Below are 14,218 nucleotides of genomic sequence, written 5' to 3' on the forward strand. Positions count from 1 at the left end.
CGATGGCAAGCGGCAGAAAGCTTAAGGCAAATTGACCCTCGCAACCAAAAAGTGATTGATGCTTTGATGCAGTTAATCAGCAAACTACAACTTGATGATGATATCCGATGGTTAACGGCAGAAAGCTTAGGGCAAATTGACCCTAGCAACCAAAAAGCAATTGATGCTTTGGTGGAGTTACTCGGCAAACCACAACTGAATAATTCTACCCGATGGCAAGCGGCAAAAAGCTTAGGGCAAATTGGCTCTGGCAATCAAAAAGCGATTGATGCTTTGGTGGAGTTAATCGGCAAACCAGAACTGGATGATGATATCCGAAAACTAGCAGCATATAGCTTAGGAAAAATTGACCCAGGCAACCAAAAAGCGATTGATGCTTTGGTGGAGTTAATCGGTAATCCACAACTGGATGATTTAATCCGAAGGCAAGCGGTATATAGCTTAGGGGAAATTATGTTAGAGGAACAGATGCCGAGTGTTGTCACCGTGTTGAAGGATTACTTATCACCTGAAACTTACAAAAAAGACTTTGAGCTATTTGATAATTGCTACGAAGTTATCTGGAAGTGCGCCCAAAGTATGGCCTACCCAGATTTTTATCAAGTTTGCATCAACAAGAGAAAGTGAAAAATCGAAAATAGAAAACAAAAATATCGGTGCAACCCTTGTAGAGACGCGATGAATCGCGTCTTCTTCCTTCCCATCATTTACATAGCGCAAATAATTCCGAGTTTTTTGGGTTGGCAATTACATCAATGCAAAGCAATAATTGCATAAATTTTTGTATCAATCAAAGATGTAATCATGAATAATGATGAGCCTCAACCAAAAAACAACAAACCTAAATACAAAGGTAAATATCGAATTGATTCAACACGTTTGCCAGCATGGAGTTATGCTAGCAATGCCGGATATTTCGTTACTATTTGCACCGACGGTAAAAAATGCTTTTTTGGTGAGGTTGTGCAGGGTGAAATGCAGCGATCGCCAATTGGAGAAATTGCTCATAAATTGTGGGATGAGATTCCTAATCATTTTTCTAATTGCCAGATAGATTCGTTTCGCGTCATGCCTAATCATATTCATGGAATTTTGGTTATTAATCAAACACAAGAAGGAGACGCGGTGAATGCCCGAACACAGGAAGAAGACGCGATGAATCGCGTCTCTACAAGGGGGGATGGTCAACGGGGTGGGGTTACTGGGTTGTTTAACCCGATGTTGTGTTGTCTAAAAATTCCCTTTCTAAAATTATTAGGTGGTACAAAGGACGATGTACATTTGAAATTAATCAAATATATGAAGGTTTTGGATGGCAAGGAAGGTTTCATGACAATATAATTCGTAATGAATTCGCCCTCGACAAAATTAGACAATATATTATCAATAACCCAATAAATTGGCAGCGCGATGCCTACGGCGGGGCATAGCCCATCGCGAACACCACCCCATCACCCCTATTGACGCGTATAACGATGTTTCACCCCAATGGGGAAATATTCAAAATCCCCCATTGGAGCTAATGTAACTTGTGGTGTTTGATATTCTACGGGAACATAATTAGCAAACTCGCTATTTAGGCGTAGCAGTTGTGAAAGAATAGAAGATGCGATCGCAAGTCTTCGATCTTCACTACCCTCTACCCCTGCTCCTAACTCCACAACCACAGATAAAAATCGATTCTTATCTGCATCTTCCTGTACCTGCAACACAAATTTACCCGTCACCCATTCTTGAATTCCTAGTTGTTCTAATCCCACCGTCACATTTTCGGGATAGATATTCGCGCCAAAGTAGGAAACTGTAAAATTAGAACGCCCGAAAACATAAACAAAAGGTAGCTGATGAATACCTCTAGGTGATTGTTGAGTGTCAGAACGGAGATTTTCGAGCGGATTAAATCCCCATTCTGCTAAAAATTGCAACATCGCATCATAACTAATTATCCCGCCAGTATCCAAGATGTCATAACGCACTAAGGGAATACCGTTATCTCCCGAAAACAGCAATCCGCCATCTTCAACTTCAAAAAAGCGACTGCAAGGATCATATTGTACTAGCGTGGGTAAACGCGATTCCCCAAATAAAGCTCTAGCTGCATCGGGATTTTCTGCCAGAAAACGGCGAATGCAGATACTTAACGGTGTTTCATTACCCAAAACTCCCGCATCCGCAGTGCCGTAAAGGGATGCAAAATCATAACAGGGATTTTGTGAACCAACTCTTTCGCCAACTAAACTCCGCCATTCTTCACTAAATACTTCTCCCGCCATCACTAATTTAATCTGATATTGCTGCCACTCCACACCATGAGCGATACCAGTATCAATCACATCTTTTAAAAATGGCGGGTATCCCAATAACACCACTTGCTCAAATTCTGAACCAAGTTCCTCGACAATTCGCAAAATTTCTTCTTTGTTATTACCAGGAGTAATTACAGTGATGGGATAACCTTTGCTAGCAAGATAACGACAGCAATTAGTAGTAAATATTCCACCTACCCAAGTGCCTAAAGTGAAACAAATCACTGCTAGGGTACGTCTGGTATCTGTATGAAAACTATCATGAAAAATCTGTTCAAAGCGTATGGCGATTTGGAGTTCATCTGTGAAAAAACGAGGCCAAAATGTCGGTTTTCCACTGGAACCTGATGAAGCAGCTATCATATCGCACGCTTCTAATTGGCCATTGCGGCACAAGTCAGCTAAAGGATAACGCAGTATATAATTTTGTTTAGCGATCGCTGGTAACTTCTGAAACTCTTCTAAGCTTTGAATAGTCGCGGGATTAATTTCCCTTTCTGCTAAAAAAGCCTTATAGGCAGGTACATTAGCCGCAACATCGTGAAATAAAGTTAAAGCTGCCGAAGTTTGAGTGTTAAGATGCCGTTGCAATATCGTTTCTAGAGGGGTTGATAAAAAGTCTTCAAATGCTTTAATTGCTCGCTGCTGTTGTGATTCGCAGTTCATGATGCTTGTTGTTTATCCTAAAATAGAACCAACACCGTTAAAGTAATTCGTAATTCGTAGGATATCCGAAAATGAGGGTATGCGCGTTGTAGTCACTCAATAAAACCTTAATTTATCCTTGGGCACCATGCAGCTCTATTGCAGTAAACAACATACAAATAATGGTAGTAGCCGCTTTTGTACCCATTGCGGTGAGCCATTACCTCTTGCTGTGGGGGAAATTGTGGATAATCGCTATCAAATTACCCGTCATCTAGGGCAGGGCGGCTTTGGACGCACCTATTTGGCGGAGGATATAAATAAATCACATCAAACGTGTGTGCTGAAGGAATTTGCACCCCAAGTACAAGAACAGCAAGATTTACAAAAAGCTAAAGAGTTATTTGAACGAGAAGCAAATGTTCTCAAAAAACTCCAACATCCGCAAATTCCGCGTTTTCACGCATCGCTACAAGTGAAGATAGGCACTAAAGATTTTTTCTTTCTAGTGCAAGATTATGTGGATGGTGACAATTATTACCAATTATTAGAACAGCGCGAGAGTCAAGGAAAAACCTTTAGTGAAGAGGAAGTAATCACTCTCCTGCAACAAATTTTACCCGTGCTATCCTACATCCACTCACTAGATGTAGTTCACCGTGATATCACTCCTGATAATTTGATTTGGCGGCGTTCTGATCATCTGCCAGTGCTGATTGATTTTGGTGGTGTCAAGCAATTGCCAGCTTCTCAAGGTTTTTGGCGGACTAAGTTGGTTGGAAATAACACTTTGCTGGGTAAAAAAGGCTACGCTCCAGAGGAACAGCTACGGCAGGGTAAAGTATTTTTAAATAGTGATTTCTATTCTTTGGCGGTGACATCACTGGTGTTGCTCACGGGTAAAGAACCGCAAAAATTATACGACAGCTATCAGGGAATTTGGGGATGGGGAAAGGAAATTCAAGTTAGTCCCCAACTGGAAGCAGTGTTAAAAAAGATGCTGGCTTATAAACCGAGCGATCGCTACCAACGAGCCGAGCAAATCCTCAAAGATTTACCATCGCCAACTGCGAGTAAATCCACAGGTAATTATATTACCACCAAGATCAAGACGATGGTAGTTGCTCCAGGAAGACAACGCGCTAGTGCTATTCTGAGTAGATTCCAGAGCCAAACGCAAGCGATCGCTAAACCGATATCTTGGCCTGTTTGGATTCGCCCTTTTGTGATGAGTTTAGGGGGAACAGCTTTAGTTGGATTAACTTTGGCTATGGGAAATGCAGTTATTCGGAGTGTAACTTCAATCACCATCCCATCAATTTCATTACCGCAAATTCCCCAGTTTCCAAATCCGCTTGGTAAACCAGTCAGCGACAAAGGAAAAAATGGCGAACTCCAGGAAATTATCAGTCGTCGTCAACAGCTAGAAATTACTGAAGGATTTTTTATTCCCTTTGTAGATAATTTATTTTATACAAAAAAACCAGAATTAAAGGGACGTAGCCTGACATCTGAACCTGAAGACACTGGTTTACGAGATGAATGGTCTGGTATCGCTAACGATTTATTGAATAAACTAGAACAGGCTAACCTCAGTCCAGCCGCTCGTCGGAAATTGGGTAAATATACTGCACAAAATTACGAAACATGGAGACGACAAGCGCGATCGGGGCAGTTTGGAAACTATACAATTGATCAACTGAACAAAGATACAAATGAAAAATTTGATCGATTGTTTCCTGATCAGCAGCGTGGGAAACTTAATCAACAGACTTTTGGTCAAATTTGGTATGCGATCGCAGCTGATCAAGTCAGTAAAGTAGAATCTGGCAAGTAAGGGGACTGGGGAAGAGTCACTAATAACTAATGACTTATGACTAATACTTCGGCTTCTCTACGAGACGTTACGCGAACGCTCAGTACAAGTGACTAATGACTAAAATCTATTGTTCTCAAGGACATGAAAATTCACCAGGTAGCCGCTTTTGTCTCCAGTGTGGTGAAAAGTTGTTGGATACGCCCATGAGTTATAGTATCCAACCGGGACTAACTTTAGGTGATCGCTATGTGATTTTGCGTCAAATTGGTCAAGGTGGCTTTGGACGCACTTATTTAGCTGAAGATATCAACCGTTTCCGCGAACTTTGTGTTTTAAAAGAATTTTCCCCCCAAGTTCAAACTGCTTACGTGATCCAAAAAGCTGAAGAACTGTTTGAGAGAGAAGCGAGTGTTCTTTATAAACTGCAACATCCCCAAATTCCTCGCTTTCGGGAACTGCTTCGGATGAACTTAGGGGGCAAAGAATATCTGTTTTTGGTGCAAGATTATGTCGAGGGGGAAACTTACAATTTTTTATTAAATGCCCGGATAAAACAGGGTTTGCGCTTTACAGAAGTAGAAATACGCCAATTGTTACAACAAATTTTGCCAGTATTGGAATACATCCACTCACTAGGAGTAATTCATCGAGATATTTCTCCAGATAACTTAATGCTTCGCACTGTTGATCAACTGCCGATGTTAATTGATTTTGGCGGTGTCAAACAAGTAGTAGCAACCGTAGCTTCCCAATATTATCAACCCGGTATAGTTGCATCTTCTCCATCACCAACCCTATTGGGTAAAGTTGGATTTGCTCCCCCAGAACAGATGCAAACTGGGTTAGTCTCTCCCCACAGCGACTTGTATGCAATGGCCGCAACAATGCTGGTTTTACTGACAGGAAAACAACCCCAAGAATTAATTGATACCTACACTCTCAGCTGGCAGTGGCGAAGGGAAGTTAGCCTGAGTCAAACTTTGGCACAGGTATTAGATAAAATGTTATTTGCTAGACCAAGCGATCGCTATCAATCAGCCCGTCAAGTACTCCAAGCCATCAACTCGCCCTCAGTTAACTATCCCCCAACTCAATACCCCACTCCACCAGATCCCACATCTGCCACCTTCGCCATCTCTCCACCTCCGCCATCCCACTCATCTTCCCCCTCTCCCTCCTGGTGGACACCAATAAAAACCTTCCTAGTGGCGGCGGCGGTAGCTGGTAGTGTTGGATTAATTTGGTGGGGAATGAATAGTAGGCGCGATGTCGGGGAAGTCAAACCTACTCCTACAGCTAGCCCAAGTCCAACCACTGAACAACCAAGCGATCCCTTAGCGCAATATTCACCAGCCGAACGGCAGCGTAAAGAAATATTAAGCGATCGCCGTCAACAATTGGGTATTAATGAGAGGTTTTACATAAACTTGGTGAATCAAGTTTTTTGGGACAGAAATCCCAGTTTACGGGCACGCACTCTCAGCAATGGTATCGAAGATGAGAGTTTGCGGGCAGAATGGGATAAAACAGCCTCAGAATTGTTAGAAAAGTTAGCGCCACTGAGTAATAAAGCACGTCAAAATCTGGGAACTTATACAACTGCTGAACGCGATCGCTGGAAACTAGAAGTCAACAAAATCAACGTTGGTAGTCGTTCTTTGTCTGATTTGGGAGACGCTGCTTTCTTAAGTGTATTTCCTGAGCAGCGTGATAAAGATTTTCGGTCTGGAACCATCGGACAAGTTTGGTATGGTTTTGTTAGCGATCGACTCAGTGCTATCCTCGACGGTAGAGCTTTCGAGAAACTTGTCTTTGATTCGGGTGCGATCGCTAAAATAGTCAGTGGTACTCTCCAATCGGGTGGTGGCAAAGTGTTCATTGCTCAACTAGCCAAAGAGCAATCTTTGGAATTGAAGCTACAAGCAAATTCCCAAGTTTTGTTATCAGTCTATTCACCCTCTGGCAAAATCAAACTTTTGCAAGATTCTACCCAGCGTACTTTGTCAACTAAATTACCAGAAAAAGGATTTTACGAGTTTGTCGTAGTTTCCAGAGCATCGAAACCACTAGATTATCAACTCACCATGACAGTGGAAAATCCCACTCCTCCCCCATCGCCAACACCAACGCCCACTCCTACGCAAACTCCCACACCAACTCCGATACCAACTCCGATACCAACTTCCACAGAAACCGCCACTCCGACACCCACACCGACGCCGGAGACAACGCCCCAGTAGAGAGTTATCCTTTAGACATAATTAAATATGCGTTACCCAGAACCCTTGTAGAGACGTAGCACTGCTACGTCTTTACGTGGATCTAATCTCGGTGACATGACCAATTAAAATTATCTACTTTACGATGCATTCCTTTAAAAAAAGATATTTTTTACCAAAAAATCTGATGTTGAAACTTAACAACTATACCGTCTTCATCTGAAAAATCTTGCAATGTTCACCAAACAATCAGTAGTTTCCCAAAATACTTAATTAAACTTTACACAGATAATAATTGAATGTATTATCAATGGCATTGATTGACATATTAAAGATTTGATTAAAAGCATATTAAAGATTTGATGAAGTAGTTGATGTAACTTCGTACTTCATGATACTTATAGATACGTTCAAAAACAATCGGAAAAACAACTCAAATATTTTACATAATTACTTACCATTTCGGTAATTAATTAAGGGATTTTGATGAAATAAATTATCTAATTTTGTAGAGTAGGCGTCTTGCTCACCCGCAACCAAAAGCGGGCTTTTCGGGTCAGCCTACAATAAGTAGTTGGATATTTTTTTCTTTAGAAGTTCCTAACCAAATAATTAATGTTTTCTTGCCTTTGATTATGCAAATGGCAAGTAATCTACATTGAACTGATGAATAGTTCTTTGACCGAGGCTCAACTTACGTATTAGTGAGAAATTCACCAGAGATAATATGGCATTTATTTTCGGCACTACAGGTTTTGATACCAGAAATGGGACTTTGGGAAATGACACGATAGTTGGTTGGGCTAGTGGTGGTAATGCCAATACTATTTCCGGTAACGATACCTTGAATGGTTTGGCTGGTAACGATTCCCTCGCAGGTGGAACTGCGAACGACAGTCTAAGCGGTGGAGATGGCAATGACATACTTGATGGGGGCACAGGAAACGACATTCTAAAAGGTGGTGCAGGCAGTGACACTTTCAAAGGCAGTCAGGGTAACGATGGCATTGATGGTGGAGATGGCATTGATACCGCAGACTACAGTCAACTAGGTCAAGCCATTACCTTGTCAGGTGTAGGAACCATTCAAAAAGCTGGGAAATTGGGGCAAGACCAACTTTTTAAAATAGAAAAGATTATTGCTAATGCTAATGTTGCCAACAACACCATAGATGCATCCCAATCTTCGCCTGGGGTATTTATCACTGTTAATCTGCAAACCCAAAGTTTGGCTGCCAATAACATTCCTGGTTTGGGAACATTGTCATTTACTGCGGTCAACTTTGATAATATTATCGGTACAAATGCAAATGACATCATTGTTGGCGACAACCAAAATAACCAATTATCTGGTAATAAAGGCAATGACACACTTGATGGGGGCTTGGGTCGTGACAGTTTAAATGGGGGAGCAGGCGACGACACTTACATTGTTGACGGTGCTGCTGACACGATTACGGAGGCGGCTAATTCAGGTACAGATATTGTCCGGTCTTCTATCCCCTACGTGCTGGGTGTCAATCTAGAGAATCTGAGGCTGACGGGAACTAGCAACATCTACGGCATAGGTAACAGTCTTGACAACTTCCTGTTTGCTAATACTGCTAACAACACTCTGAATGCCAGAGCCGGCAATGACACGCTCGACGGTAATTTCGGCGATGATATGCTCAATGGTGAGGACGGGAATGATAGCCTGCAAGGTGGACCGGGCAATGACATACTCAATGGCGGATCTGGAAACGACATCCTCATCGGTGTTTTTCCTGGTAGTCCGTTTCCACCTGGATTAGGGGAGACTGATAACTTGACTGGCGGGGCTGGGGCAGATACATTTGTGCTGGGGGACGCTGAAAATGTTTTCTACGACGATAACAACATTACCAATCCTGGTTTTGGGGACTTGGCTATTATTAATGACTTCGACTCTAGCCAAGATGTAATTCAACTCAAAGGATCTTCGCAGGATTATCTCCTGCAAGTTGTTGGAAGCAACACACGAATATTCTCAGATAAACTGGGAGCAGAGCAAGATGAGATCATCGGTGTTGTGCTGAGGGTAGTGGATCTCACACTTGATAGTAACAACTTCACTTTTCTGTGAAATAGCTATTATAAAAGCCTTTCGCAACTTGCCAGACCCTCGACGTAGTGCCAGATAACGCCATAGACAAGCCCTCTGCCTTGCTCTTTTGGCTCTGGCCGCTTGCTGGTAAGCGTGGGTTTCTAGCCATCCGTGACTGATTCTAGAACCATACGACATTGATTCTAAAACCAATGAAATCACCGCCTTACCAGAATTCATCAAACGGTTGGCATTGCAAGGTTTACAGGTTGCGAACTGCGTATCCTGGATAAAAACAACAAAATACTGGCTCACATTAGCCTGAGGCATAAAAACAAGTCCAGTACCAGATGCCCATCTTCGTAATGCCGAGGCATTTAATCAAAGTCTGTTGGTAAATCTGGCTGGCGATAATATTGAAAAAGCCGGGTAATTTCCGCTGCCGTCACACGTCCGAGAGAAAGTTCTGGTAACGCATCTTCAGGGAAAAAACCTACTTCTTCGGTTTCAATACTTGATGATGGAGAACCACCGATAATTTCGCAGTGAAAAAACAGCTTATAGACTTGACACTCCCCGCGCTAAAAGCGACGGGGATTCCTGATTCAGTGAGACAACTTACCAAGCAGACTTACATCAACTTGGCAGAGGTCGAACTCTCCACAGGCGTTAATTTGGGTATGCCCTACCCTATTTAGACCACTAGCTAAAATATTCAGAGCTGCATTATGATCACGGTCTAATACAGTGCCACAATGCAAACAGCAATGGGTTCTCTGGCTCAATGTTTTAATGACTTGCTTACCACAATGCGAGCAGTTTTGACTTGTATAATGAGGCGGCACAGCAACCGTGACTTTACCAAACACCTTACCAAAATACTCAACCCAATCTCGAAACATTGACCAACTTGCATCACTGATTGACTTAGCTAATTTGTGATTTTTAACCATGTTCCGCACTTGCAAATCTTCATAGGCAATCAGGTCGTTAGACCGAACTACGCACCTTGCTGTCCTAACTGCAAAGTCTTTACGCTGCCTTGATACTTGCAAATGTTTTCTCGCTAACTGCTTTATAGTTTTTTTCCGATTAGCAGATCCTTTCTTACGCTTAGAAACTTTGCGTTGCAACTTTTTTAGTTGCCGCTCTGATTTTATAAGATAGCGAGGATTGTCTACAACTTGACCATTACTATCGGTATAGAAATGATTCAAACCAACATCTAAGCCAATCGTGGTTTTAGATGGTTCGATCTCTTCTCTACGATCAACATCTACACAGAACTGAGCATAGTAACCATCAGCCCGTCTAACCAGTCTGACTCGTTTAATCTGCTCAATCTGGTACAAATTTAAGTCACAGCTACCAATTAACTTTAATCTGCCAATCTTGAACCCATCAGTTAAGGTTAGATATTTCCTGTCTTCAGAAAGTTTCCATCCAGTTTGCTTATATTCAACTGAATGACCGCGTTTCTTAAATTGTGGATATCCTTTCTTTCCTGCTATTTCCTTTTTGCAGTTATCATTCGCGGAGCGTGTTGTAGACAAGAATCTGGCAATACCTGACCACGCTCTTTCTGCACTTGACTGTCTTGCTTGTGAGTTCAATCTGTTGGCAAATTCAAACTCTTTTGCAAGCATAGCCATGAACTTATTAAGATCGTATCTGTCAGCGCCGCGGTTATCCATCCAATACCTCAAAGCCTTATTACGACAAAAAAAGCAGTACGAATCGCCTCGTCAATTAGGCTGCACTGTTCTGTTTTACCTTTTAGTTTTGCTTCAAAAACTAGCATGGATTTAATCAATTTTATCTACTGTATTCTAACATAAAGCTGTGCTAGAATCACGGGGTTTTAAACCCATTTTTCTGATAAAACGGAAACGGTGGATGTCCCTGTTTGTCTCTGTCATAGACTGCTAGTAGTTTGATAGCGCGTGCTTGATATCCAGATTCTTCATATACTTCTTTCACAACTACCTCACTGCGTGACTCGCCAACATCAGCCCATCCACCAGGTAAAGTCCAACAGCCGTCAGATATTTCCTTGACTAATAATATAGTATCGTCCCGAAAAATTGCTCCTCTCACATCAACTTTGGGTGTTGCATATCCTACTTCACGGCTAAACAAATCAAGGACATAGCTGTGTTCTACATTTGAGTAAGTCGCCATGATTTCTGTGGCGATCGCCTGCAATTGTTTATAGCGTTCAATATCAAAAACACCCTCAGAATAAGTCAACCCATTTTGAGCGATTGCTTGTAACTTTTGCGCCCATTCCAGCCATTTATTTTCCACAGTTCTTCCGCTATTTAATGTAGAGACGTTATACGTAACGTCTCTACATAATTCTAAAGATGGCTATTAAGCATCATCTAAAGCCGCAATTCCAGGCAATACTTTGCCTTCAAGTAACTCCAAACTAGCGCCGCCGCCGGTGGAGATGTGGCTCATTTGGTCAGCTAAACCAACCTTTTCCACAGCCGCCACTGAGTCACCGCCGCCGATAATGGTGGTTGTGCCAGTTTTGCTAATTTCGGCGAGGGTATGAGCGATCGCTTCCGTACCTGCGGCAAACTTATCAAACTCAAACACACCCATCGGTCCGTTCCAAATTACCGTTTTGGTATCTGCAAGGGCATCTTGGAAAACTTTTACTGAGTCTGGGCCAATATCCAAACCCATCCAACCATCTGGGATATTTTCAATGCTAACGGTTTGAGAATTCGCATCTGGGGCAAAGTTATCTGCTACTACCACATCTGTAGGAAGTAATAAAGCAACACCCCGTTCTTTAGCCTTAGCTTCCAAAGACTTCGCCAATTCTAGCTTGTCATCTTCCACCAACGACTTACCGACATTTAAACCACGAGCTTTGTAGAAGGTGAAAATCATTCCACCGCCGATAATCAGCTTGTCGCACTTCTCCAGCAACGTTTCAATCACGCCAATTTTACTGGAAACTTTGGAACCGCCGATAATTGCTGCCAAAGGACGTTGGGGATTTTCAATGGCGTTTTGCAGATATTGCAATTCTTTCTCAACCAAATATCCAGCCACAGAAGGACTGAGGAATTTAGTCACACCTTCAGTAGAAGCATGGGCGCGGTGTGCAGTCCCAAAAGCATCATTTACATAAAAATCAGCATTAGCTGCCAATTTTTTCGCAAATTCTGGATCGTTTTTCTCTTCTTCTTTGTAAAAGCGGACATTTTCGAGTAACAGGACTTGGCCATTTTGCAACGCGCCAACTTTAGCTGCAACTTCATCACCGATAGAGTCATCAGTTTTAATGACTTCTTGCCCCAGTAACTCCGAGAGACGCTTGGCAACCGGAGTTAGGCGTAATTTGTCATCCACACCCTTGGGACGTCCAAAATGGCTGGCGAGAATGACCTTAGCACCCTTCTGCGTCAAATCTTTAATGGTTGGTAGAGCGGCGCGAATGCGAGTATCGTCGGTAATGTTGCCTTGATCATCCACAGGCACATTAAAGTCAACCCGCACTAAGGCACGTTTCCCAGATATATCAGCCGAAGATAAACTTGCTAAACTTTTTTTGGACACACCAAACTCTCCTGATTACCTTTTTGTTATTGTTTTGAAAGTAGAACCATCCAGATTTTACCGGAGTCAGGGGTGCCCAGGTGACAGAAATGTTTAAGACAGTACTATTTCCAATTGATCAAAGCCGGGAAACGCGGGAAGCTGCTGACGTAGTTACCAACGTAGTCAAAAAGTATGCCAGTCGCTTGGTGCTGCTATCTGTGGTAGAAGAACCGCCAAAAGACGCGCCTAGTGCAGATCCGATGGTGTCACCACAGGTAGTTGCCAAACTGCTGGAAAATGCTCAATCTTTATTTTCTGGGCAAGGAATTCAATCCGAAATCCTGGAAAGGCAAGGCAAACCAGCTTTTACTATCTGCGATGTCGCTGATGAAATCGGGGCTGATTTAATTATTATGGGCTGTCGGGGGCTAGGCTTGACTGAAGAGGGAGCGGATGATAGTGTGACTACTCGCGTGATTAACCTTTCCCCTTGCCCAGTGCTGATTGTGCCTTAGTATTTAAATAGGCGCTTAGAAACCGCATCTACACAATATATAGGACTTACGCAAAACTACACGCCCTCCGGGGCAATTCATGTAGCTTTAGCTGACCGTAGGGTATTGCCCCTACCTAAGAATCATTCTTTTCAGCTATTGTTTGCGTAAGTCCTGAAATAAAACCCGCTCCGAAGTTCGGAGCGGGTTAAAAAAGTTTTATTTTCCATTAGCCCAAAGCTGTAGCTTTCGTTTGTCTAGCCAAGAATTCGATTAGACATTTCTTGAAATTAACTATGCGTTGCCCGAAATCCTTGGTAGGCAGAATTCTTCAATTGTGCTTACGTCATTTTCACTCCTATGTCTAAGAGCTTAAAACCGATAGTTGCGATCGCGCACCCACATACTAACTGGCACTGCCTTACCCTGTGGATCTACTTTCGCCTTCACTACAATCGGTGGTAGCTGTCCTCTGCGGGCGCGTTGGGCTTGCAAGTCGTTGGTAATCTGCCGCCGTTGGTTTTCTTTGATGTAATATGTTTCTAAGCCGTAGTTAACAGAACCATCCTGATAAACACCTTTTAAGCCTACTTGGTTAGCTCTAAGACTTGTGGGGCGATCGCTACTTACTCGTAATGGTCTCCAAGCTCTAGGAACACCGCGACCAAAGGATAGTTGCTCTTGCAAAGTCACGTAGATGTTCGTTCCTTCAGGCAATCTTCTGCCACTTCCACGACCTTTGCTGACTAAGGTTTGCCAACCAGGCAGTCTGCTTAAATTTGCGGTACGGGATATGTTGTAATCTAACGCTAAGGTGTTACCATTTAGTACATCGTTAGGGTTTACAGGTACGGTTTGCAAAATCACCGTTTTGCCTGCGACATCTGTATAAAGTGCTTGGGCTGGTACTGCCATTATTAGCCCTGTTTGCACCGCCAGAGGAACTATTAACCGCCAAAAAGGTAAGGGCTTATTCGATTTTTGTTCAGTCGCAATTAAGTAATCCCGAAAAGTCACCTTATTGGAGAATTCGGCTTCGGGAGACAAGGGTTTATTTTTAGGTTCAGAAGAACTATTAGTCATGAGCGTAGTCCTAAAAAGCAGAGGTCTTG

The 14,218-nt window shown here is 42.7% G+C and carries 9 protein-coding genes and 3 pseudogenes; 6 read left to right on the forward strand and 6 right to left on the reverse strand.

Going from position 1 to position 14,218, the window contains the following annotated elements; genetic code table 11:
• Positions 1-627: HEAT repeat domain-containing protein (locus V7K15_RS29560; RefSeq protein ID WP_334911525.1), on the forward strand; the 627-nt coding region annotated here is incomplete at its 5' end.
• 177 nt (positions 628-804) lie between these two features.
• The gene (locus tag V7K15_RS29565) at positions 805-1,341 is read left to right on the forward strand and encodes a hypothetical protein (protein ID WP_334911577.1); all 537 of its coding nucleotides are present in this window, start codon (positions 805-807) and stop codon (positions 1,339-1,341) included.
• Between the two features lie 116 nt (positions 1,342-1,457).
• Here the strand turns inward: V7K15_RS29565 and V7K15_RS29575 are convergent, their stop codons facing one another.
• Entirely contained in the window at positions 1,458-2,972 is a 1,515-nt protein-coding gene (locus tag V7K15_RS29575) for a phenylacetate--CoA ligase family protein (protein ID WP_334911527.1), read from the reverse strand.
• Positions 2,973-3,099: 127 nt separating this feature from the next.
• On the opposite strand from V7K15_RS29575, the gene V7K15_RS29580 reads away from it, so the two are divergent.
• The 3 genes from V7K15_RS29580 to V7K15_RS29590 all read left to right on the forward strand — a co-directional run bounded on the left by V7K15_RS29580 (position 3,100) and on the right by V7K15_RS29590 (position 9,093).
• Positions 3,100-4,788 carry a serine/threonine-protein kinase gene (locus V7K15_RS29580; protein ID WP_334911529.1) on the forward strand — a complete coding sequence of 563 codons (1,689 nt, stop codon included), beginning with the start codon at positions 3,100-3,102 and terminating at the stop codon, positions 4,786-4,788.
• A gap of 95 nt (positions 4,789-4,883) precedes the next feature.
• Complete coding sequence (locus V7K15_RS29585; RefSeq protein WP_334911531.1) at positions 4,884-7,010, forward strand: serine/threonine-protein kinase; 2,127 nt, start codon at positions 4,884-4,886, stop codon at positions 7,008-7,010.
• 706 nt (positions 7,011-7,716) lie between these two features.
• Complete coding sequence (locus tag V7K15_RS29590) at positions 7,717-9,093, forward strand: calcium-binding protein (protein WP_334911533.1); 1,377 nt, start codon at positions 7,717-7,719, stop codon at positions 9,091-9,093.
• Positions 9,094-9,431: 338 nt separating this feature from the next.
• Here V7K15_RS29590 and V7K15_RS29595 read toward each other — a convergent pair.
• The 4 genes and pseudogenes from V7K15_RS29595 to V7K15_RS29610 all read right to left on the reverse strand — a co-directional run.
• Positions 9,432-9,620, reverse strand: a pseudogene (locus V7K15_RS29595) (ADP-ribose pyrophosphatase); the annotation flags it as partial.
• Between the two features lie 39 nt (positions 9,621-9,659).
• Positions 9,660-10,855: pseudogene (locus tag V7K15_RS29600) on the reverse strand (RNA-guided endonuclease InsQ/TnpB family protein).
• Between the two features lie 77 nt (positions 10,856-10,932).
• Positions 10,933-11,361, reverse strand: a pseudogene (locus tag V7K15_RS29605) (NUDIX hydrolase); the annotation flags it as partial.
• Positions 11,362-11,427: 66 nt separating this feature from the next.
• Complete coding sequence (locus V7K15_RS29610; protein ID WP_334911535.1) at positions 11,428-12,630, reverse strand: phosphoglycerate kinase; 1,203 nt, start codon at positions 12,628-12,630, stop codon at positions 11,428-11,430.
• An 89-nt stretch (positions 12,631-12,719) separates the two neighbouring features.
• On the opposite strand from V7K15_RS29610, the gene V7K15_RS29615 reads away from it, so the two are divergent.
• Complete coding sequence (locus V7K15_RS29615; protein ID WP_292794882.1) at positions 12,720-13,127, forward strand: universal stress protein; 408 nt, start codon at positions 12,720-12,722, stop codon at positions 13,125-13,127.
• A 351-nt stretch (positions 13,128-13,478) separates the two neighbouring features.
• Here the strand turns inward: V7K15_RS29615 and V7K15_RS29620 are convergent, their stop codons facing one another.
• The gene (locus tag V7K15_RS29620; protein ID WP_334911537.1) at positions 13,479-14,189 is read right to left on the reverse strand and encodes a GDYXXLXY domain-containing protein; all 711 of its coding nucleotides are present in this window, start codon (positions 14,187-14,189) and stop codon (positions 13,479-13,481) included.
• Between the last annotated feature and the right edge of the window lie 29 nt (positions 14,190-14,218).

This window comes from Nostoc sp. (assembly GCF_036919815.1).
Classification (GTDB): domain Bacteria; phylum Cyanobacteriota; class Cyanobacteriia; order Cyanobacteriales; family Nostocaceae; genus Nostoc.

Coding starts and splice junctions, on each gene's coding strand:
- V7K15_RS29565 (WP_334911577.1), top strand. CDS start 805: ATGAATAATGATGAGCCTCAACCAAAAAACAACAAACCTAAATACAAA.
- V7K15_RS29615 (WP_292794882.1), top strand. CDS start 12,720: ATGTTTAAGACAGTACTATTTCCAATTGATCAAAGCCGGGAAACGCGG.
- V7K15_RS29580 (WP_334911529.1), top strand. CDS start 3,100: ATGCAGCTCTATTGCAGTAAACAACATACAAATAATGGTAGTAGCCGC.
- V7K15_RS29575 (WP_334911527.1), bottom strand. CDS start 2,972: ATGAACTGCGAATCACAACAGCAGCGAGCAATTAAAGCATTTGAAGAC.
- V7K15_RS29590 (WP_334911533.1), top strand. CDS start 7,717: ATGGCATTTATTTTCGGCACTACAGGTTTTGATACCAGAAATGGGACT.
- V7K15_RS29620 (WP_334911537.1), bottom strand. CDS start 14,189: ATGACTAATAGTTCTTCTGAACCTAAAAATAAACCCTTGTCTCCCGAA.
- V7K15_RS29585 (WP_334911531.1), top strand. CDS start 4,884: ATGACTAAAATCTATTGTTCTCAAGGACATGAAAATTCACCAGGTAGC.